Raw genomic sequence first — 18,477 nt, 5'->3', positions numbered from 1 at the left:
AATGACAGTACCTTGCTTGGCCAAGGACAATAAAGAGTCACATCGAATGCATGGCCGGCCTAACGGCAAGCGCGGGCCAGGGCCCGCGCTTGCCGATGCCTCGATTCTTGTGGGCAACTCCGCCTCACTCGAAGATTGCGTCCAGCGAGAGGCCCTGCTTATCCAGCACGCGGCGCAGCTTCTTCAACGCCTCGACCTGGATCTGACGCACCCGCTCACGGGTCAGGCCGATCTCCTCGCCGACCTCCTCGAGCGTCGCCGCCTCGTGACCACGCAGACCAAAGCGGCGGACGACCACCTCCATCTGCTTGTCGGTCAGCTCGGCCAGCCAGTCGTCGACATGCTGCTTGACGTCTCCATCGACGAGCGAGGATTCCGGACCACTGTCGTTCTCGTCGGCCAGGGTCTCGATCAGCGGCTTGTCGCTCTCGCCGCCGAGCGGATAATCCACCGACGAGACACGCTCGTTGAGTCCCATCATCCGCTTGACCGCGCCCACCGGCTTGTCGAGGAATTCGGCGATCTCCTCGGCGGTCGCCTCGTGGTCGAGCTTCTGGGTCAGCTCGCGGGCGGCGCGCAGGTAGATGTTGAGTTCCTTGACGACGTGAATCGGCAGGCGGATGGTGCGGGTCTGGTTCATCAGCGCCCGTTCGATGGTCTGGCGAATCCACCAGGTCGCGTAGGTCGAAAAACGAAAACCGCGCTCGGGGTCGAACTTCTCGACCGCGCGAATCAGGCCCAGATTGCCCTCCTCGATCAGATCCAGTAGCGACAGGCCGCGATTGAGATAACGTCGGGCGATCTTGACCACCAGTCGCAGGTTGGACTCGATCATGCGTTGCCGCCCGGCGGGATCGCCCTTCTGGGCGAGGCGCCCGAAATGCACTTCCTGCTCGGGCGTCAGCAACGGGGAAAACCCGATTTCATTGAGGTAGATCTGGGTGGCGTCGAGGCTTTGGTGGTAGCTGCTCTCTTCGCGGCTAAGCGCCTTCTCGAAGGCTTCCTCCTGCTTGGCATCGCCGTCGTCGACGACCTCGACGCCGGCATTCACTTCGTTGAGATCGACTTCTTGAAGGTCCCGTTCAAGCATGCTCATGTCGCTACCCCGTTTGTCTGCTGCGTTCAATGCAGCCATCGGCCGGCTCGAATTATTGTTCTGGCCTGGCTGGGGCGACCGGCATTACCGGTCGTCCGTCCCTGTTGGCGATCACGATCCCCTCAACGCGATGGCAGGTACTCGAGGGGATCTTGAGGCTGGCCTTCCTTGCGTACCTCAAAGTGCAACTTGACGCCATCGGCATCGGTATTACCCATGGTGGCGATCACTTCTCCCGCCTTGACCACGTCGTTTTCCTTGACCTTAAGGCTGTCGTTGTGCGCATAGGCACTCAGAAAACGATCGTTGTGCTTGATAAGAATGAGATTGCCATAGCCACGTACGCCGTCTCCTGCGTAGACCACGATACCCGGCCCTGCCGCTTTGACAGGTTGCCCCTTTTGCCCGGCTATATCAATGCCGGCGGTGATGTTAGATCCATCACCAAAACGTCCAACAACCTCGCCCTCGGCGGGCCATTGCCAGGGAATATTCTCGACCGGCGAGTAGCTGCGCTGCTGCGCGTTCGGCTCGTTCGCCTCACCGGCGACCGCCGTGCCGGCGTCGGTCGCGCCCGAGGTCGATGAACCGGACTGCGACGCACCCGGTGCGCTCTGGCCAGCGGGCGTCGAACGCTGCTGGCTGTCCGTTGTAGCCGAGGAAGATGACGCCTGTGTGTCGCTCGTTGCCACCGAGTTTTCGCTCGCGGCACGGTCAGCCGTATTCGCGGTTTCGGTTGCGGCACGCTGCGCCCGCTCACGGGCGATAGCGGCCTGCTCCTGACGTTCGCGCTCGCTGAGCTGGCCATCGGCGCCCGGGCTCTCGAAGTTGTAGATGGGGCCGGGGCCGGCAGCGCCACCGACGCCCGCCAGCACCTGGCTGCTGGGCGCCTGCGATGCCGTTCCCCCGTCCAGCGGTTCGCCGGACAGTCGCCGGTTACGCTCGATCGTCTGGGTGTCCGGGGCCAGCCAGTCGGGGTTCTGTTCAGCCGCCTGGGCAGAGGACGCGTTGCCCATCGCGCTCGCTTGCGTACCCGACGCCCCCGCGGACGCCAGCGCCTGACCCCGGGAGCCGGCCCCGGCGTCTAGACGCAGGGTCTGGCCGGGCTCGATACGATAGGGTGGCGAGATGCCGTTGATCCGCGCCAGCTCACGAAAGTCCATGTTGTTGCGCCAGGCGATGCCGTAGAGGGTATCGCCGGACTGCACGGTGACCGCTTGCTTGGGTTGCTGATTGCGGCTGACGGACAGGTCGCTGACCTGAGGGGCACTGCCGGACGAGGCGCAGCCCGCCACAGTCAGGGTCAGCAGCGAAACCAGAAAGGCCTTGCGCATGAATTCAATGCTCCTTGAAGGATGACGTGGAACGTTCGCCCACCGCCAGTACCAGCACCAGGCCAACGGCCATGAGCGCCAGCGCCGACCACAACTGGGCCGGGTCACCGGTCAGCGAGGCATACTCCTGGGGCCACAGAAAGCGATAGTCGAGCGGTATGAGCTGTTGCTCGGGGCCCAGTTGGTAACGCGTCATTTCTCGCCATGGCCAGAGCAACGGCAGCGAGCCGACAATGAACCCGGCCAGCAGCTGCAACGTGGCGGCATGGTAATGGCGAAACAGCCACGCCAGCAGCCGCGAGAACGTCACCAGCCCGATCAAACAGCCGAGTCCGAACTGCAGGATCAGGCTTATATCAAGACTCTTAATGCCCGTCATTACCGTGCCGTAAAGGCCCATGCTCAGCAACAGGAAACTGCCCGATATGCCGGGCAGCAGCATGGCGCTGATGGCAATCGCCCCGGCAACCACCAGCTTGAGAGCGCCGAGCCCACCCAGCGCCGGCATCAGACCCGGCAACAGCTGCGCCAGCAGCACGCCCAGCCCCAGTAGCAGCACATGCCACAGCCGCCAACCGTCGATATGGCGGGTGACCACCACCGCCGACGCGAGCACCAGGCCGAAGAAGAAGGCGTTGAGCAACAGTGGCTGATTGTCCATCAGGTAGGTGACCAGGTGGGCGACGCTGACCAGGCTCATGGCGATGCCCAGCATCAGCGGGATCAAGAACGCCAGATTGAGATGGCGCGTCAGACCGCGCGCGCCATCGCGACGCCAGGCGCCCAAGGCGTCCGGGCCGAAGCGCCGGATGGTGTCGATGAGTTCTTCGTAGATGCCGGTGACAAAGGCGATGGTTCCTCCCGAAACGCCCGGTACCGCATCGGCGGCGCCCATCCCGGCGCCCTTGAAGAACAGCGAGACTGTTCGTTTCAATGATGAACTCCTTGCATGCTTTACCCGACCAGCCGATGGCTGGCTCCTTGAGTCACGTCTTGTCAACGAATCACGCCTTCCAGCAACGGCACGAAACGGACCCGCTCGAGCCGCTGATATTCGTAGCGCTCGCCGTGCCGCTCGACGCGGGTCAGCCACTGTTCGCCGTCGTCGTCCTCGATCGGCGCGATCAACGTCCCGCCATCGCCAAGTTGCGCCAGCAGCGCATCGGGCAGCTCGCTGGCGCAGGCGGTGAGCAGAATGGTGTCGAACGGCGCCGCTTGGGGCCAGCCATGACCGCCGTCGGTCAAGCGTAGCCGCACATTGTGGACCCTCAGCCGCGCCAGTCGCATGCGCGCGCGTTCCTGCAGCACCCGGATGCGCTCAAGCGACCAGACCGCCGGCACCAGCCGCGACAGAATCAGCGTCTGATAGCCCGAGCCGGTGCCGATCTCGAGCACCCGCTCGGGTTCGGTGGCCAGCACCAGTTCGCTCATTCGCGCCACCATCCACGGCTGGGACAGGGTCTGGCCATGACCGATGGGCAGCGATGAGTCCTCATAGGCGCGGTGCGCCAGGGCCTCGTCAAGAAACAGATGGCGCGGCTCGCGGGCCATCGCCTCGAGCACCCGCGGCTCGTCGATGCCGGCCTCGGCGAGCCGCGCGACCATGCGATCGCGGGTGCGCTGCGAGGTCATGCCGATCCCGCTGAGCTCACCCCTGTCCAGACAGCGCATCCAGCCAGCCCCGTACATCGCTGATCGCCGCATGCCGGGTCAGATCGGTGTGCAGCGGAGTGATCGACACGTAACCGGCCTCGACCGCGGCGAAATCGGTGTCCGGGCCGTCGTCGGCGTTCTCGCCGACCGGGGCGATCCAGTAGCGGGTACGTCCGCGCGGGTCCTCGACCTCGAGCGGCCGCTGCGCCGGACCGCGATAACCCATGCGAGTGACGCGAAAGCCGCGGATCTCTTCCCACGGCAGGTCGGGCACGTTGACGTTGAGCAGGCTGCGCGGCGGCAGCGACAACGTATCCGCCGCGCCCACCAGGCTTGCCGCGACCCGCCCGGCGGTCTCGAAATGCTGGGCGCCGACCAGCGACACGGCGATCGCCGCCATGCCCAGGTTGCGGCCTTCCATCGCCGCCGCCACGGTGCCCGAATAGAGCACGTCGTCGCCCAGGTTGCCGCCGTGGTTGATGCCCGAGATCACCAGGTCGGGCTTCTCGTCCCATATCCCGTTGACCCCCAGGTAGACGCAGTCGGCTGGCGTACCGTCGACGCTGTAGAAGCCGTTGTCGAGGGCCGAAAGCGCCAGCGGCCTCGACAGGGTCAGCGAGTTGCTCGCCCCGCTCTTGTCGCGATCCGGCGCCACCACGCGCAGCCGCGCATGCACGCTGAGCGCCTCGTAGAGCGCCTTGAGTCCCGGCGCATGAACGCCATCGTCATTGGAAAGCAGCAATTTACGCATCGTGTCTCCTTTATATCCCGACGCTACAGCGTGGGATGCACGATCAGTTCGCGCAGCACCGCCGTGGCGAAGGCGCCGCGCGGCAATTCGAAATCGATCTCGAGCGTCGCGCCACGGCGTTCGAGACGCGGCTCGATCAGCCGGATGCGCAGCGCGCGCCGGGCCAGGCGCACGCCGCTGCGCTCAAGAGCGCTGCACAGCGCGGCATTGTCGCTTGCCAGGCGGCGCTCGTGGTTCGCCGGCTCGGCCCTCGCCTCGCTCACCCCCGCGCCCCACAGCGGCCCGGCGGGATGCAGATCGAGCCGCGCGGCGCGCGCGGCCAGCGGCGCGCCGCCCGGCAACCCGGCGTCCGCATCGGCGACGAACTGGCTCTGCGTGCCGTCGAGCATCACCACGTCGCCGGCCAGCGGCATCGCCCAGTCGCCGGCGCGGATGCGCGCCGCCAACAGCTCGTTGAACAGATAGCTGCGCGCGGTCGATAGCATCATTCCCTGACGGTCGTCGCGCTTGCGCCAGCCCCTGGCGAGTATGCCACAGGCGCGGGTCAGGTTACGGCCCTCGACACCGAAGCGCTGGGGACCGAAATAGTTGGGCACGCCGGCCGCGACGAGGCGCTGCCAGCGCGTCTCGAGCTCGGGATGGGCGACGATCGGGCCGCTCAGCCGCAACAAAAAGCGGTTGCGACGATGCACGCCGCGCTTGAGCTTGCGCGGGTGGCGCGCATGGGCCAGCACGCAGACCGGCATGTCGCCCAGGCGCACGTCGAGATCGTCCGGCGCTTCACGTCCCGGCAGATGCACCGACAGCCATTGACGGGTCACCGCGAAACGGTCCTTGATCCCCGAAAAGCCGATGTCGCGGGGCGTGACCGCGCAGGCCCGGGCCAGGCGCCGGGCCAGCTCGGCGGTGCTCAGGTCGCGCTTCTCGAGCCACAGCCAGAGATGCTCGCCGTGGCCCTCGGGGGCGAAATCCAGGCACTCCTCGACCACGAAGTCCTCGGGGCTGGCGCGGTAGTCGCCCGCCGCCAGCGGGCCGCCGTGGGCGCAAGGCCAGTGTGGCGGCCAGCCCGGCCGCGGGGTCTCGGCGGCTTCAGCCATGCGCTGGCTCGCCGTTGTTGCGTTCATCCTGGCGGCCTTCGAGCAGCGCCACCGCCTCGGCGGCGATGCCCTCGCCGCGCCCGGTGAAGCCCAGCCGCTCGGTGGTGGTGGCCTTGACGTTGACCGCGCCGAGCGCCACGCCCAGGTCCTCGGCGATGACTGCGCGCATGGCGGCGATATGCGGGGCCAGCCTGGGCGCCTGGGCGATCAGCGTGGCATCGACGTTGGCGATCCGCCAGCCGGCCGCGGCGAGGCGCGCGACGACGTCGCGCAGCAGGCCGCGGCTGTCGGCGCCGGCCCAGCGCTCGTCGTCGTCGGGAAACAGGTGGCCGATATCGCCCAGCGCACAGGCGCCGAGCAGCGCATCGCAGAGCGCGTGGAGCAGCACGTCGCCGTCGGAGTGGGCGATGAAGCCGTGATCGTGGGCGATGCGCACGCCGCCGATCATCAGATGATCGCCATCGCCGAAGCGATGGACGTCGAAGCCGTGGCCGATTCGCATCATGCGCGGGTCTCTCCAGGGTTGCGGTGGTCGGCGTCCGGCACGCGGCCGGCGGACGCCGGGTGCTGGGCCGCGAGAATCTGCGCGGCGTGGATCTGCTCAGCCAGGCCCAGGTCTTCGGGATGGGTGATCTTGAGATTGTCACGACGCCCGGCCACCAGCCGCGGCGACAGGCCCAGCGCCTCGACGGCCGAGGCTTCGTCGGTGATCGCCACGCTGCTGCGCCCGGCCTCGTCGAGTGCCCGACGCAGCAGCGCATAGCGAAAACCCTGCGGCGTCAGCGCGTGCCACAGCCCGTCACGCGGCTCGGTGGTCGCGACCCGGCCGGCGGCATCGGCGCGCTTCATGGTGTCGGCCACCGGCACGGCCAGCAGCGCCCCCATCGGCTCGTCGACCAGCGCGGCATGCAGCCGGGTCAGGTCGTCGCCATGCACGCAGGGCCGGACAACGTCGTGGACCAGCACCAGATCCTCGTCAGCGGCCTCCTCGGCGATCGCCGTCAGCGCCAGCGCCACGCTCGCGGCGCGCTCGACGCCCCCGTCGACGCGCCGCCAGTCGGCGAACGGCACCCAGGCCGGATCGAACCAGGCGTCCCTGGGGTCAAGGCAGAGCAACAAGCGCGCCGTGGGGAAGGTCGCATGAAGCCGCGCCAGGGTCTGCGCGAGCACCGGCCGGCCGGCCAGTTGCAGATACTGCTTGGGGCGATCCGCGGCCATCCGCCGCCCCTGGCCGGCGGCCGGCACGATCAGCCACAACGGCGTCCCGTTCATGAGCCGCTCCCGGTGCTCGGGGCCCGGCCCGACTCACCAGCGCTGCCCTCGACGCCAGGCACCCAGAAGAACTGCTCGTCCTGGCGCACCATGCCGATGTCGCTGCGCGCGCGCTCCTCGATGGCATCGAGGCCATTCTTGAGATCGACGACCTCGGCGGCCAGACGCTCGTTGCGCGCCCGCTGGGTGTCGTTCTCCGCCGCCAGCGAATCGGCGCGGGCGCGAATAAGTGTCAGCTCGCGCAGCCCGCCCTCGCCGAACCACAGGCTGTACTGCAGCAGGCCGAGCAGCGCGATCAACAATACGCCAAGCCACTTGAGCATGCGGATATCCGTTTCGGTTTAGGCATCGCCGGGCATTATGCCATCATGAAGCGGCGATTGCCGACGCCCGGCCCCATCGCTGATCGGCTTTGCTGTGCGTTCGTCATTACCCGTAAGCCCACTGGAGACGTTTATGTACAAGCTCGCGTTCTTCATCCCCGTCGACGCCGCCGAGGCCGTCAAGGAGGCCGTGTTCGAGAGCGGCGCCGGACGCATCGGCGATTATGAAGCGTGCTGCTTCCAGACTCGGGGCACCGGCCAGTTTCGTCCCATGGGCGGCGCCGACCCGCATATCGGCCGGGTCGGCCAGCTCGAACGGGTCGACGAGCTCAAGGTCGAGCTGGTCTGCCGCGACGAGCGCATCCACGCCGCGGTCGCCGCGCTCAAGCTGGCCCACCCCTACGAGGAACCGGCCTATGAAGTGTGGCGGCTGGAGGACATATGACATATAGATATGGAAGCATTCAGGCAAATGCAAGACGCTTACATCGGCGTCATCAGACCCTCGGTCTCGCCGGCTGGCTGGCGGTCAGTTTCATGACCGCCGGGATCGGCGCCATTGCCTCGGTGAATGCCACGCAGTTCTACGCCGCTCTCGCGCAACCCAGCTGGGCGCCGCCCGCCGGTGCCTTCGGGCCGGTATGGACGACGCTCTTCGCGCTGATGGGCATCGCTGCGTGGCTGGTCTGGCGTGAAGGCGGCTGGCGCCGGCAGCGGGGTGCGCTGGCGCTGTTTCTCGTCCAGCTCGCCGTCAATGCGTTATGGAGCTGGCTGTTCTTCGTCTGGCACCTGGGGGCGCTGGCCCTTGTCGAGGTCATCCTGCTGTGGAGCATGATCCTCGTCATGTTCATCGCCTTCTGGCGCGTACGCCCGCTGGCTGGACTTCTGTTGTTGCCCTATCTCGTCTGGGTGTCGCTGGCCATGGCGCTGACCTACAGCGTATGGCAACTCAACCCGCAACTGCTGGGGTGAATCGCACGGCGCCAATCGGGAACGAGTTCCCTCCCACAAAAATCCCCGGCCCCATGCTCCAAATGGCCATCCAGGCCGGGTCGCGTGGGAGGCAATTTATTCCCAATAGCGAGGCCTTGACGTTTCACGCTGATCTGCGAAGAACCCATTTATTCCCGATGACAGTGCGCAGAAGCTCAGTGGTCAGGCGCTGCCGAAATAGCGCTCGCGGTCTTCCTCGCCGATGTCGCTGACATGCAGCGGAAAGTCGCCCTGACGGCGATCGCTGAAATAATGGCGCAGGGTGCGCTCGATGGTGGGAAACGCCAGCGCGTCCCAGGGGATCTCGTGCTCGGCGAACATCGCCACTTCCAGGCTTTCCGGGCCGGCGGCGAAACCACCCGTGAGCTCGGCACGAAAGATCATGTAGACCTGGTCGATGTGCGGTAGGTTGATCAATGTGTACAAATCCTGCAGCTCGACCTCGGCACAGGCCTCTTCGCGGGTTTCGCGGGTCGCCGCCTCGCGGGTCGTCTCGGCGTTTTCCATGAACCCGGCCGGCAGCGTCCAGTAACCGTGACGCGGGGCGATGGCACGCCGACACAGCAGCACGCGCTCGTCGCGCACCGGCAGCGTGCCGGCGACGATGCGCGGATTCTGATAGTGGATGGTGCCGCAGGTGTCGCACAGATAGCGCGGGCGGTCGTCGCCCTCGGGGATCGCGAAACGCACGGGCTGGCCGCAGTGACTGCAGAAATTCATGGGCTCCTCGGGCGGCACGACGTCGCTTGACGCCTTCTTTTTTCGGCTGGCCGGCTGGATAATAAGAACATTAAATTCTCGGAACGCCCATGTTAGAGACACTTCACGAGCGCCTGCAAGCGCACACGCCGCGCAAGGTCGGCCTCGCCCTGCCCCGGGCGGCAGTGTTGCTGCCGATCGTCGAGCGTGCCGAGCCGACGCTGCTGTTCACCCGGCGCGCCGGGCATCTCAAGCAGCATGCCGGTCAGGTGGCCTTTCCCGGCGGCAAGCGCGAACCCCAGGACCCGGACCTGCTGACCACCGCGCTGCGCGAGGCCGAGGAAGAGATCGCCCTGGCGCCCGGGCGGGTGCGTCTGCTCGGCCGCTTGAGCGACGTGATCTCGCTGCACGGCATCCGCGTCACCCCGTTCGTCGGGGTGATCCCCGCCGACCTGGCGCTGCGCCCGCAACTCGGCGAGCTCGATACCATCTTCGAGGTGCCGCTGCGCTTCTTCCTCGACGATCGGCGCAGCCATACCGACGTCATCGAGGTCGATGGCGTACCGCGCTACGTGCCCAGCTACCCCGCCGAGGGGCATGTCATCTGGGGGCTGTCGGCGATGATGCTGGTCGAGCTACTCGCCGAGGGCTTCGGCTGCCCGGTGAGTCTGGACCACGCGCCGCCCGACAGCCCGCTGCGCTACCGGCCGGAACGCCGCCGGACGATTCCCGACATCGACGCTTAGGCCACCCAATGCTTGCGCCAGATTCCGCCAATCCGCTCTCGGGGCTCGATGGTACCGCGCTGACGACGCTGGTCGACCGGCTCGTCGACCACGGCTGGTTCGTCGGCGAGCGCTTTTTCGACCCGGCGCTGTGCCGCGCCCTGCACGCCGAGGTCCACACGCTCGCCGAACATCGCGCCTTGCAAACCGCGGGGATCGGCCGCGGCGAGGCGCACCGGCTGCGCCGCGATATCCGAGGCGACGCCATTCATTGGCTGAATCGCGACAGCCAGGCCCAGCGCGACTACCTGGCGTTGATGGCCGAGCTGCAGGGGCAGATCAACCAGGCGCTGTACCTGGGGCTGTTCGAGTTCGAGGCGCACTTCGCCCACTACCCGCCCGGCAGCTTCTACCGCACCCACCTCGACAGCTTTCAGGGACGCGCCAATCGGGTGATCTCGACGGTGCTCTATCTGACCCCCGACTGGCCGTCCGACGGCGGCGGCGAGATGGCCATCTATGCCGAGCACGACGACACCCGCGAACTCGCGCGGGTGCGTCCCGAAGCCGGCACCTTGGTATGCTTTTTCTCCGACCGGGTACCGCACGCGGTGCTGCCGACCCGTTATCCGCGTACCAGCATCGCCGGCTGGTTTCGCCGCAACGCCTCGCTGGGCGGGGTGATCGACCCGGCGCGCTGACCCGCCGGGCACGGCTGCGGGGTCAGCGCTGGAAGTCGGGCGGGCGCTTGTCCAGGAAAGCACTCATCCCTTCGCGCTGCTCGGGGCCGGCGAAACCCAGTGCGAACAGGCTGGTTTCCAGCGCCAGTGCGCTGTCCAGATGCTGACCCTGGCCGGCGTGAATGGCCTGCTTGGCGGCACGGATCGCCTGCGGCCCGTTGGCGCCGAGTTGCCGGGTCAATTCCTCGGCCAGCGTCTCGAGCTCCGCTTGCGGCACCACGCGGTTGACCAGGCCGACGCGTAGCGCTTCCTGGGCATCGATCTTGCGCCCGGTGGTGATCAGATCGAGCGCCATCGCCGGGCCGATACGCCGTGGCAGCCGCTGGGTGCCGCCGAAGCCGGGAATCACCCCGAGCAGCACCTCGGGCTGGCCGAACAGCGCGTTGTCGCTGGCCACCGCCCAGTCGCAGGCCAGCGCCAGTTCGCAGCCACCACCCAGGCAGAAGCCGTTGACCAGCGCGACGACCGGCACCGGCAGGCGCTCGAGACGCTTGAAGGTCGCCAACGCCTGGCTGGCGAAGTCGCGCGCTTCGTCGGGGCTCTTGTCGCGCATCTCGGCGATGTCCGCCCCGGCGACGAAGGACTTGTCGCCGGCGCCGGTGATCAGCACCGCGCGCAAGTCGTCGCGTGCGGCCAGGTCGTCGAGCACCCGCTCGAGCTCGCCGAGCAACTCGCTGTTCAGCGCGTTCAGCGCCTTGGGTCGATTCAGCGTCAACCGGGCCACGCCGCTGTGCTCGTTGACGCTAACCAATGCCTCGCTCATGCCGTCCTCCGCGATTGGGGTATCCAGCTTCAGCATAACCGCATCGCGCTGCGCCCGACATTGCACTATCGGCGGTCTACTCGGGTATCGCTAACTGCGCCAGTCGCCGGTCTCTTGCTCGAATTCGGCCCTGTGCGCCTCGCGCGCGGGCTCGCCAGGCGGCGGTTGCGAGGCAGTCGGCGGCGGCGGGCCGACCAGCGGCGCGGCGACATCCACGTCGGGCACCGCCTGCGACAGATCCTCGGCGTGCTCGTGATCGATCGCTCCCCGCACCAGCTCGTCGGTCACGCTGAGCTCGGCGCCCACCACCGTCTGCGGCGGGTTGGGCGTGAACGGCGCCACCGGCAGCGGCGCGGGACGGCGGCTGCGCCGCCAGGTGAAGAACAGCGTCAGCGCCGCGCCCAGCGCGGCCAACGACCAGAACAGCCCGGCGTCGCCGAGGGTCGCCATGATCGGCGAGATCAACGGCGGGCTGAGCGTCGAACCCAGTGCATTAATCAGCAACAGCCCCTGGCTCATGCGCACCAGCGCACCGGCCGGGGCGCGGTCGGCGGCGTGGCTCACCGCCACCGGATAGAGCGCGAACACGCCGCCGCCGAGCAGGAACAGCACGCCGGCCAGCAGCCACGGCCAGTCGGCCAGCGACAGCGCGCCCAGCGACAGCGCCAGGCTGGCGATGCCGATCAGGATCAGCACCAGCTGGCGGTCATGGCGGTCGGACCAGCGGCCGATGGGGTATTGCAGCAACATGCCGCCGAGCACCATCACCGCCATCATCTGGCCGATGTGCTGAACGCTGAATCCGCTGCGCTGCAGGTAGAGCGGCAGCAGCGAATAGAGCGCGGCGACCGCCAATCCCGAGCCGAAGCAGCCCATCACCCCGGTCGGGGTGAGCATGATCAGGCGCAACGGCGGCAGCGGCTCGGCGTGCTCGAGCAGCGGCGAGACCCGCGGAATCATCGCCATCGGCAGCACCGACAGCGACGCCAGCAGCCCGATCACCATGAACGGCACCTGCGCGCCGGCGGCATCGGTCACCCCCAGCAGCAGTTGGCCGATCACCCCGGCGGCATACAGCGAAATCATGTACAGCGCCAGTAGCCGACCGCGCACCCGGGTATCGGAGGCGGTCAGCAGCCAGCTCTCGATGACCAGATACACACCCACCGTCGCCCAGCCGCCGATCAGCCGCAGCACGAACCACGACCAGGGATTCAGCCATAACCCCGCCAGCAGCACGGTCACCGCCACCAACGAGGCGAAGCAGGCATAGGCACGGATGTGGCCGATGCGCAGCAACAGGCGGTCGTTGAGCAGCGCACCGATCGCCAGGCCGATGAAATACGCCGACGAGACCCAGCCGATCACTACCGCCGAGGCGCCGGCGGCGTCCAGACGCAGGGTGATCAGCGTTGCCAGAAAGCCGTTGCCAATCCCCAGGATGAAAAGGCCCAACAGGGGAGCCAGGGCCATGGCCAGTAACTGGGGCGACATGAAATGGGTGCCTCACGATCGATGGTAACGGCGGTGCCACGCCAATGTGGAACGCCAGACGGACAACGCTGTCATGGAAGTAGCGCAATTTCGCGGGGACTATACGCCGGCGCCTGCCGGCAACAAAGCATTTTTGCGCGGCCAGCACCGCCCGTTGTCACAGCGTATTAGCGGTTGGCGATTCATGCCACTGGTCACTCGGTGACGCGGGACAGCGACGCGCGTATCAGCGTATGCTGGAATACCGAGAACAAGCCGGGTCGCCGTCGCCGACCGGCGGCTGCGCAGCCATGAAAGCCCATGAGGAACATGCCAATGCTAGCGGGCCTGGACCATCTGGTCGTCACCGTCACCGACATCCCCCGGGCGGTGGATTTCTACACCCGGGTGCTGGGGCTGGAGGCGCGCTATCGCGACGCCGAGCGCGTCGACCTGGTGCTCGGCGACATCGCCCTGCGCCTGCATCCGGTCGATACCTCGATCGCGCCGCGCGCCGGCTGCCCGATGCCCGGCAGCCTGGACATCTGCTTTCGCAGCCTGCTGCCGCTCGACGAGGTACAGGCGCACCTCGATGCCCTGGCCATTCAGGTCGAGACCGGCCCGGTGGCCCGTCAGGGCGCCGGCGGGCCGATCGTCTCGCTGTATCTGCGCGATCCTGACAACAACCTGATCGAACTGTGCCGCCCCGATCGTCAATAGTTTCCATCCCCCCGCCTTCATCGACCTGGAGATCCGTCATGGCCGATCCGCTTTTCGACAGCCCCGAAACGTTCGCCGACGAAGCCCCGCAGCCTGCCGACACCACCATGGCCATGGTGGTCTACGCGTTGCTGCTGGCCGGCTTCGTGGCCGGCATCACGCCGATCGTCGGGGTGATCATCGCCTACGTGTATCGCGGCAAGGGCCCGCCGTGGCTGGATGGGCATTACCGCTACCAGATCCGCACCTTCTGGATCGGCCTGCTGTATGCCATCGTCGCCGCGCTGCTGTCGCTGATCGGCATCGGTCTGATCCTGATGCTGGGCTTGGCGATCTGGCTGATCGTGCGCTGCGTCAAGGGCTTCAAGGGCCTTCAGGAAAAGCGCGCGCCGAGCAATATCGAAACCTGGCTGTGGTAGCGTGACGGCATGAGTGACCGAACCGACCCCAGCGCCTTGCAAGCGCGCTTGATCGCCGCCCTGTGGCGCCTGCTGTCGCATGCCCGGCCCATCACGCTGTGGCGTCTGGCGCGCCGGTTGGGGCCGCTGGTCTATCGCTTCAGCGCCCGCGAGCGCAAGGTGACCGATATCAACCTGCGCGAGGTCTACCCCCAGTTCGACGAATCGCGGCGCGCTCACCTGGCGCGCGACAGCCTCCGTCATTCCACCGCGACGATGCTCGAGCTGGGCTTCGCCTGGATGGCCGATCCGGCCCGGGTCGAGGCCTCGATCCAGGCCGTGCACGGCCGCGAGCTGCTCGACGAGGCCCGCGCCGAGGGCCGCGGGGTGGTCGTGCTGGCGCCGCATTTCGGCAACTGGGAAGTCCTCAACTTCTGGCTGTCCGCACACTTCCCGTTCACGGCGATGTACGAGCCGCCCAAGATCGCCGAGCTCGATCCGCTGATCCGCCAGGGCCGCGAGCGCATGGGCGCGGCCTTGGTGCCCACCAATTCACGTGGCGTCGCCGCGCTGCTCAAGGCGCTCAAGCGTAGCGAGGCGGTGGGCATCCTGCCCGACCAGGAGCCCGACTGGCGGGGCGGGGTATTCGCCGATTTCTTTCATCGCCCGGCCTATACCGGCACCCTGCTGCCCAAGCTGGTGGCGCGCACCCAGGCCCGAGTGGTCACCGGCGTGGCCCGCCGCCGACAAGCCGGCGAAGGCCAGCCACAGGGGTTCGAGATCCATTTCCTCGCCGCCGACGAGCGCGTCTACGATGCCGACGAGGCCATCGCCGCACGCGGCGTCAATGTCAGCGTCGAGGCGGCGATCGCCCTCGATCCGGCGCAGTATCAGTGGGAATACAAGCGCTACCGCAAGACCCCCGAAGAGCAGCAACAGCGCAGCGACTACCGCCGCCACCGGCTCTATCGCTGAACCCGCACGGCTACTTGGGGCGCATGATGCCGGGCCTTGCTGTCGCACGCGGCGCGAAGGTCGCCTTCCTTTCGCACACCGCTTGACCGGCGCCGCGGCGTTACCCACACTGCCGACTGTGCGGGCGCGTTCCCGCACACGCTTGACGGGGTGCCGGTGGAACCGGCTGAGATCGCCTTATGGCACGGCAATACGCCGTGGCGTCATGGCGGGGCCCGTTGAACCTGAACTGGCTAGGACCAGCGTAGGGATCAAGCGACATGCAGCCGGATTCCATCGGCCTGCCTCTGTCCTCCCGGCGGTCCTCCCTGACAGCGCCTACCCAAGGGAGAACACCATGAGCAAGACCACCCACTTCCTCGCCGAAACGGCCCAAGTCGACGAAGCGGCCATCCAGGCCTTGCCCGGATCGCGCAAGATCTACGTCGAGGGTACGCGTCCCGACATCCGCGTGCCGTTGCGTGAGATCAGCCTCGCACCAACCACGACTTCCGGCGTCGATGAAGCCAATCCGCCGCTGCTGGTCTACGACACCTCCGGCCCCTACACCGACCCCGACGCCCACATCGACCTGCGCCAAGGCCTTGCCGAGCTACGCCGCGCCTGGATCGACGAGCGCGACGACAGCGAGCGGCTCGACGGCCCCACCTCCGAGTATGGCCACCGCCGCGCCAACGACCCGACGCTGGCCCCGCTGCGCTTCGACCTGACGCGTACGCCACGGCGCGCCAAGCCCGGGCGCAACGTCACCCAACTGCACTACGCCCGTCAAGGTATCGTCACCCCGGAAATGGAGTTTATTGCCCTTCGCGAGAACCAGCGCCGGCAAGCACTCTCTACAAAGTACGCAGGTACCGAAGAAGTCGAACGGATACTCGGCCACCAGCACCCGGGCGAAAATTTCGGCGCCCGCCTGCCCGAGGAGATCACCCCGGAATTCGTGCGCGATGAGGTTGCCGCGGGCCGGGCGATCATTCCCTGCAACATCAACCATCCGGAATCCGAGCCGATGATTATCGGCCGCAACTTCCTGGTGAAGATCAACGGCAATCTGGGCAACTCGGCGGTCACCTCCTCCATCGAGGAAGAGGTCGACAAGATGACCTGGGGCATCCGCTGGGGTGCCGACACCATCATGGATCTGTCCACCGGCGCCAACATCCACGAGACCCGCGAGTGGATCATCCGCAATGCCCCGGTGCCCATCGGCACCGTACCGATCTACCAGGCGCTGGAGAAGGTCAAGGGTGCAGCCGAGGACCTGACCTGGGAAATCTTCCGCGACACCCTGATCGAACAGGCTGAACAGGGCGTCGACTACTTCACCATCCACGCCGGCGTGCTGCTGCGCTACGTGCCGCTCACCGCCAGGCGCGTCACCGGCATCGTCTCCCGCGGCGGCTCGATCATGGCCAAGTGGTGCCTCTACCACCATCGCGAGAGCTTCCTCTACGAGCACTTCGAGGAGATCTGCGAGATCTGCAAGCGCTATGACGTCGCCTTCTCGCTGGGCGATGGCCTGCGCCCGGGCTCGGTGGCCGACGCCAACGACGAGGCCCAGTTCGCCGAGCTCGAGACCCTGGGCGAGCTGACCCGCATCGCCTGGCAGCACGACGTCCAGGTGATGATCGAGGGCCCCGGCCACGTGCCCATGCAGCTGATCAAGGAGAACATGGACAAGCAGCTCGAGTATTGCGACGAGGCGCCCTTCTACACCCTCGGCCCGCTGACCACCGACATCGCCCCGGGCTATGATCACATCACCTCCGGCATTGGCGCGGCGATGATCGGCTGGTACGGCTGCGCGATGCTCTGCTACGTCACGCCCAAGGAGCACCTGGGCCTGCCCGACAAGGACGACGTCAAGACCGGCATCATCACCTACAAGATCGCCGCCCACGCGGCGGATCTCGCCAAGGGTCATCCGGCCGCACAGAGGCGCGACAACGCCTTGTCCAAGGCGCGCTTCGAGTTCCGCTGGGAGGATCAGTTCAACCTCGGCCTCGACCCGGACACCGCGCGGAAATACCACGACGAGACCCTGCCCAAGGACTCGGCCAAGGTGGCGCACTTCTGCTCCATGTGCGGTCCCAAGTTCTGCTCGATGAAGATCAGCCAGGAGGTCCGCGACTATGCAACCGAACACGGCCTGGACGGCGACCGGCAAGCGGTGATCAAAGGCATGGAAGAACAAGCCGAGCGATTCCGCGAGCAGGGCGGCGAGCTCTATCGCGACGTCTGAGCGCCGCGTCGACCTCTGACGACACCGCGCCGCGCCGACCACACCAGTCGCGCGGCGTCTTTGGTTCGGACTCTCGAAGCGCCTTGCCATGGACCCGGAACGCGGGTTGGTATAGCGTACCCGCGATGACACACCGGATGGCTACCGGCACACAAAGGAAATCAGGATGCACAAGACACTAGGCGGCAAGACGCTCGGTCTACTGGTGGGTTTGCTGGCGCTGTCGCGGCTGACCATGGCCCAGGTAGAGACCCCGGCCAACGAGCCGGTGGGCCATTACCCATTGCCCGAATCGAGTGACATCGTCGGCCAGATACGGACCGTCGAGGCCAGCGGTGAGGAGACTCTAATCGATATCGGCCTGCGCAATGGCGTCGGCTACAACCCCATGGTCCTGGCCAACCCCGAGACCAATGTCTGGGTGCCGGGCGAAGGCACCGAGGTGGTGGTGCCCACCCGCTTCATCCTCCCGCCGGGTCCGCGCGAGGGTATCGTCATCAACCTGGCCGAGATGCGGCTGTATTACTATCCGGACACCGCGAAGGGCGAGACGCCCCGTGTCGAGACCTATCCCATCGGCATCGGCCGCATGGACTGGCAAACCCCGCTCGGCCGCACGACGATCACCGCCAAGGTCGAGGATCCCGCCTGGTATCCGCCGCAGAGCGTCATCGAGGAAAGCGCCAAAAACGGTAAAAAGCTGCCTTCCGTCATCCCCGCCGGGCCCGACAACCCGTTGGGCAAATATGCCATGATCCTCGGTATACCGGGCTATCTGATCCACGGCACCAACCGCCCGGCCGGGGTGGGCATGCGCGTCTCTCATGGCTGTATCCGTATGCTGCCGGAGGATATCGCCGATCTGATTTATCGCGTCCCGGTCGGTACCTCGGTGCGCCTGATCAACCAGCCGGTCAAGTTCGGCTGGGATAACGCCGGCATCCTCCATGCCCAGGTCTACCCCGAGGTCTACCCCGCTCAGGCCGGCGCCGACAACGCCGATGCACGCCTCGACGAAGCCCTGGATGCCGCGACTCAGGCAGCGGCCGGCCGGCGTTTCCTGGTCGATTATCGCCGCCTGAAACAGCAGCTCGAAGCCCCCGACGGCATGCCCGCCGCACTGTCGCTCGCCGGCCGCCCCTTCCCGCTGCCCGAGCCGCCGCTGGCGTCACTCTACAGCCAAGTGGCAACCAGTTCAGCCCAGACTCCGCCGGAGTAGACCT

General features: G+C 66.9%; 21 protein-coding genes and 1 riboswitch. Of the genes, 9 read left to right on the top strand and 12 right to left on the bottom strand.

Translation table 11 applies throughout. From position 1 onward, the window contains the following. Positions 1 to 124: 124 nt before the first annotated feature. The 9 genes from rpoS to ftsB all read right to left on the bottom strand — a co-directional run bounded on the left by rpoS (position 125) and on the right by ftsB (position 7,526). Positions 125 to 1,096 (bottom strand): RNA polymerase sigma factor RpoS, encoded by a 972-nt coding sequence (gene rpoS / locus K7I12_RS08845; protein ID WP_031384243.1) that lies wholly within the window; start codon positions 1,094 to 1,096, stop codon positions 125 to 127. A 122-nt stretch (positions 1,097 to 1,218) separates the two neighbouring features. Next, complete coding sequence (locus tag K7I12_RS08840) at positions 1,219 to 2,430, bottom strand: peptidoglycan DD-metalloendopeptidase family protein (protein ID WP_231663926.1); 1,212 nt, start codon at positions 2,428 to 2,430, stop codon at positions 1,219 to 1,221. A 4-nt stretch (positions 2,431 to 2,434) separates the two neighbouring features. Then, a complete protein-coding gene (locus K7I12_RS08835; protein WP_031384245.1) occupies positions 2,435 to 3,364 on the bottom strand; it encodes a DUF368 domain-containing protein in 930 nt (309 codons plus the stop codon). A 62-nt stretch (positions 3,365 to 3,426) separates the two neighbouring features. Continuing rightward, positions 3,427 to 4,062 carry a protein-L-isoaspartate(D-aspartate) O-methyltransferase gene (locus tag K7I12_RS08830; protein ID WP_231663925.1) on the bottom strand — a complete coding sequence of 212 codons (636 nt, stop codon included), beginning with the start codon at positions 4,060 to 4,062 and terminating at the stop codon, positions 3,427 to 3,429. A gap of 16 nt (positions 4,063 to 4,078) precedes the next feature. Next, positions 4,079 to 4,834, bottom strand: coding sequence for a 5'/3'-nucleotidase SurE (gene surE, locus K7I12_RS08825; RefSeq protein ID WP_031384247.1), 756 nt, complete (start codon positions 4,832 to 4,834; stop codon positions 4,079 to 4,081). A gap of 23 nt (positions 4,835 to 4,857) precedes the next feature. Then, on the bottom strand, positions 4,858 to 5,931 hold the full coding sequence (gene truD, locus K7I12_RS08820; protein WP_031384248.1) for a tRNA pseudouridine(13) synthase TruD: 1,074 nt from the start codon (positions 5,929 to 5,931) through the stop codon (positions 4,858 to 4,860). Beyond that, positions 5,924 to 6,433 carry a 2-C-methyl-D-erythritol 2,4-cyclodiphosphate synthase gene (ispF, locus tag K7I12_RS08815; RefSeq protein ID WP_031384249.1) on the bottom strand — a complete coding sequence of 170 codons (510 nt, stop codon included), beginning with the start codon at positions 6,431 to 6,433 and terminating at the stop codon, positions 5,924 to 5,926. Before ispF ends, truD begins: the two co-directional genes overlap by 8 nt. Further along, the gene (gene ispD, locus K7I12_RS08810; protein WP_051907479.1) at positions 6,433 to 7,203 is read right to left on the bottom strand and encodes a 2-C-methyl-D-erythritol 4-phosphate cytidylyltransferase; all 771 of its coding nucleotides are present in this window, start codon (positions 7,201 to 7,203) and stop codon (positions 6,433 to 6,435) included. Before ispD ends, ispF begins: the two co-directional genes overlap by 1 nt. Further along, positions 7,200 to 7,526 carry a cell division protein FtsB gene (gene ftsB, locus K7I12_RS08805; protein WP_031384251.1) on the bottom strand — a complete coding sequence of 109 codons (327 nt, stop codon included), beginning with the start codon at positions 7,524 to 7,526 and terminating at the stop codon, positions 7,200 to 7,202. Before ftsB ends, ispD begins: the two co-directional genes overlap by 4 nt. A gap of 133 nt (positions 7,527 to 7,659) precedes the next feature. Between ftsB and K7I12_RS08800 the strand changes: the two genes are divergently transcribed. Then, positions 7,660 to 7,971 carry a Nif3-like dinuclear metal center hexameric protein gene (locus tag K7I12_RS08800; RefSeq protein WP_031384252.1) on the top strand — a complete coding sequence of 104 codons (312 nt, stop codon included), beginning with the start codon at positions 7,660 to 7,662 and terminating at the stop codon, positions 7,969 to 7,971. Further along, entirely contained in the window at positions 7,968 to 8,498 is a 531-nt protein-coding gene (locus K7I12_RS08795) for a TspO/MBR family protein (RefSeq protein WP_231663924.1), read from the top strand. Before K7I12_RS08800 ends, K7I12_RS08795 begins: the two co-directional genes overlap by 4 nt. Before the next feature lie 183 nt (positions 8,499 to 8,681). Here K7I12_RS08795 and K7I12_RS08790 read toward each other — a convergent pair whose 3' ends face one another. Further along, positions 8,682 to 9,239, bottom strand: a complete 558-nt coding sequence (locus tag K7I12_RS08790; protein ID WP_031384254.1) for an NUDIX hydrolase — start codon at positions 9,237 to 9,239, stop codon at positions 8,682 to 8,684. Positions 9,240 to 9,328: 89 nt separating this feature from the next. Here K7I12_RS08790 and K7I12_RS08785 point away from each other — a divergent pair, with 89 nt between their 5' ends. Both K7I12_RS08785 and K7I12_RS08780 read left to right on the top strand, forming a co-directional pair. Then, positions 9,329 to 9,964: a CoA pyrophosphatase gene (locus K7I12_RS08785; protein ID WP_031384255.1), complete on the top strand. Its 636-nt coding sequence runs from the start codon at positions 9,329 to 9,331 to the stop codon at positions 9,962 to 9,964. 8 nt (positions 9,965 to 9,972) lie between these two features. Then, positions 9,973 to 10,644, top strand: coding sequence for a 2OG-Fe(II) oxygenase (locus K7I12_RS08780; RefSeq protein WP_231663922.1), 672 nt, complete (start codon positions 9,973 to 9,975; stop codon positions 10,642 to 10,644). A 22-nt stretch (positions 10,645 to 10,666) separates the two neighbouring features. Here K7I12_RS08780 and K7I12_RS08775 read toward each other — a convergent pair whose 3' ends face one another. Beyond that, positions 10,667 to 11,446 carry an enoyl-CoA hydratase-related protein gene (locus K7I12_RS08775; RefSeq protein WP_231663921.1) on the bottom strand — a complete coding sequence of 260 codons (780 nt, stop codon included), beginning with the start codon at positions 11,444 to 11,446 and terminating at the stop codon, positions 10,667 to 10,669. Positions 11,447 to 11,536: 90 nt separating this feature from the next. Continuing rightward, a complete protein-coding gene (locus tag K7I12_RS08770; protein ID WP_231663920.1) occupies positions 11,537 to 12,940 on the bottom strand; it encodes an MFS transporter in 1,404 nt (467 codons plus the stop codon). Positions 12,941 to 13,255: 315 nt separating this feature from the next. On the opposite strand from K7I12_RS08770, the gene K7I12_RS08765 reads away from it, so the two are divergent. The 5 genes from K7I12_RS08765 (at position 13,256) to K7I12_RS08745 (ending at position 18,473) form a co-directional block, all read left to right on the top strand. Then, on the top strand, positions 13,256 to 13,639 hold the full coding sequence (locus K7I12_RS08765; RefSeq protein WP_031384259.1) for a VOC family protein: 384 nt from the start codon (positions 13,256 to 13,258) through the stop codon (positions 13,637 to 13,639). Between the two features lie 38 nt (positions 13,640 to 13,677). Next, positions 13,678 to 14,058 carry a DUF4870 family protein gene (locus K7I12_RS08760; RefSeq protein ID WP_231663919.1) on the top strand — a complete coding sequence of 127 codons (381 nt, stop codon included), beginning with the start codon at positions 13,678 to 13,680 and terminating at the stop codon, positions 14,056 to 14,058. 9 nt (positions 14,059 to 14,067) lie between these two features. Then, positions 14,068 to 15,012 (top strand): lysophospholipid acyltransferase family protein, encoded by a 945-nt coding sequence (locus K7I12_RS08755; protein ID WP_231663918.1) that lies wholly within the window; start codon positions 14,068 to 14,070, stop codon positions 15,010 to 15,012. Positions 15,013 to 15,148: 136 nt separating this feature from the next. After that, positions 15,149 to 15,280, top strand: a riboswitch (TPP riboswitch). Between the two features lie 69 nt (positions 15,281 to 15,349). Then, entirely contained in the window at positions 15,350 to 17,254 is a 1,905-nt protein-coding gene (gene thiC / locus K7I12_RS08750; RefSeq protein ID WP_231663917.1) for a phosphomethylpyrimidine synthase ThiC, read from the top strand. Positions 17,255 to 17,420: 166 nt separating this feature from the next. Further along, the gene (locus K7I12_RS08745) at positions 17,421 to 18,473 is read left to right on the top strand and encodes a L,D-transpeptidase family protein (protein WP_231663916.1); all 1,053 of its coding nucleotides are present in this window, start codon (positions 17,421 to 17,423) and stop codon (positions 18,471 to 18,473) included. Positions 18,474 to 18,477 lie beyond the last annotated feature (4 nt).

Source organism: Halomonas sp. IOP_31, assembly GCF_021151495.1.
Classification (GTDB): Bacteria; Pseudomonadota; Gammaproteobacteria; order Pseudomonadales; family Halomonadaceae; genus Modicisalibacter; species Modicisalibacter zincidurans.
Note: the sequence above shows the minus strand (reverse complement) of the source record. Positions and strands in the feature narration are given on the sequence as shown.

Bases quoted from the DNA above. Each gene is read 5' to 3' on its own strand.
- truD (WP_031384248.1), bottom strand. From the start codon at position 5,931: ATGGCTGAAGCCGCCGAGACCCCGCGGCCGGGCTGGCCGCCACACTGG.
- K7I12_RS08755 (WP_231663918.1), top strand. From the start codon at position 14,068: ATGAGTGACCGAACCGACCCCAGCGCCTTGCAAGCGCGCTTGATCGCC.
- K7I12_RS08785 (WP_031384255.1), top strand. From the start codon at position 9,329: ATGTTAGAGACACTTCACGAGCGCCTGCAAGCGCACACGCCGCGCAAG.
- K7I12_RS08780 (WP_231663922.1), top strand. From the start codon at position 9,973: ATGCTTGCGCCAGATTCCGCCAATCCGCTCTCGGGGCTCGATGGTACC.
- K7I12_RS08760 (WP_231663919.1), top strand. From the start codon at position 13,678: ATGGCCGATCCGCTTTTCGACAGCCCCGAAACGTTCGCCGACGAAGCC.
- K7I12_RS08840 (WP_231663926.1), bottom strand. From the start codon at position 2,430: ATGCGCAAGGCCTTTCTGGTTTCGCTGCTGACCCTGACTGTGGCGGGC.
- surE (WP_031384247.1), bottom strand. From the start codon at position 4,834: ATGCGTAAATTGCTGCTTTCCAATGACGATGGCGTTCATGCGCCGGGA.
- thiC (WP_231663917.1), top strand. From the start codon at position 15,350: ATGAGCAAGACCACCCACTTCCTCGCCGAAACGGCCCAAGTCGACGAA.
- ispF (WP_031384249.1), bottom strand. From the start codon at position 6,433: ATGCGAATCGGCCACGGCTTCGACGTCCATCGCTTCGGCGATGGCGAT.
- rpoS (WP_031384243.1), bottom strand. From the start codon at position 1,096: ATGAGCATGCTTGAACGGGACCTTCAAGAAGTCGATCTCAACGAAGTG.
- ispD (WP_051907479.1), bottom strand. From the start codon at position 7,203: ATGAACGGGACGCCGTTGTGGCTGATCGTGCCGGCCGCCGGCCAGGGG.
- K7I12_RS08790 (WP_031384254.1), bottom strand. From the start codon at position 9,239: ATGAATTTCTGCAGTCACTGCGGCCAGCCCGTGCGTTTCGCGATCCCC.
- K7I12_RS08770 (WP_231663920.1), bottom strand. From the start codon at position 12,940: ATGTCGCCCCAGTTACTGGCCATGGCCCTGGCTCCCCTGTTGGGCCTT.
- K7I12_RS08830 (WP_231663925.1), bottom strand. From the start codon at position 4,062: ATGACCTCGCAGCGCACCCGCGATCGCATGGTCGCGCGGCTCGCCGAG.
- ftsB (WP_031384251.1), bottom strand. From the start codon at position 7,526: ATGCTCAAGTGGCTTGGCGTATTGTTGATCGCGCTGCTCGGCCTGCTG.
- K7I12_RS08745 (WP_231663916.1), top strand. From the start codon at position 17,421: ATGCACAAGACACTAGGCGGCAAGACGCTCGGTCTACTGGTGGGTTTG.
- K7I12_RS08775 (WP_231663921.1), bottom strand. From the start codon at position 11,446: ATGAGCGAGGCATTGGTTAGCGTCAACGAGCACAGCGGCGTGGCCCGG.
- K7I12_RS08800 (WP_031384252.1), top strand. From the start codon at position 7,660: ATGTACAAGCTCGCGTTCTTCATCCCCGTCGACGCCGCCGAGGCCGTC.
- K7I12_RS08765 (WP_031384259.1), top strand. From the start codon at position 13,256: ATGCTAGCGGGCCTGGACCATCTGGTCGTCACCGTCACCGACATCCCC.
- K7I12_RS08795 (WP_231663924.1), top strand. From the start codon at position 7,968: ATGACATATAGATATGGAAGCATTCAGGCAAATGCAAGACGCTTACAT.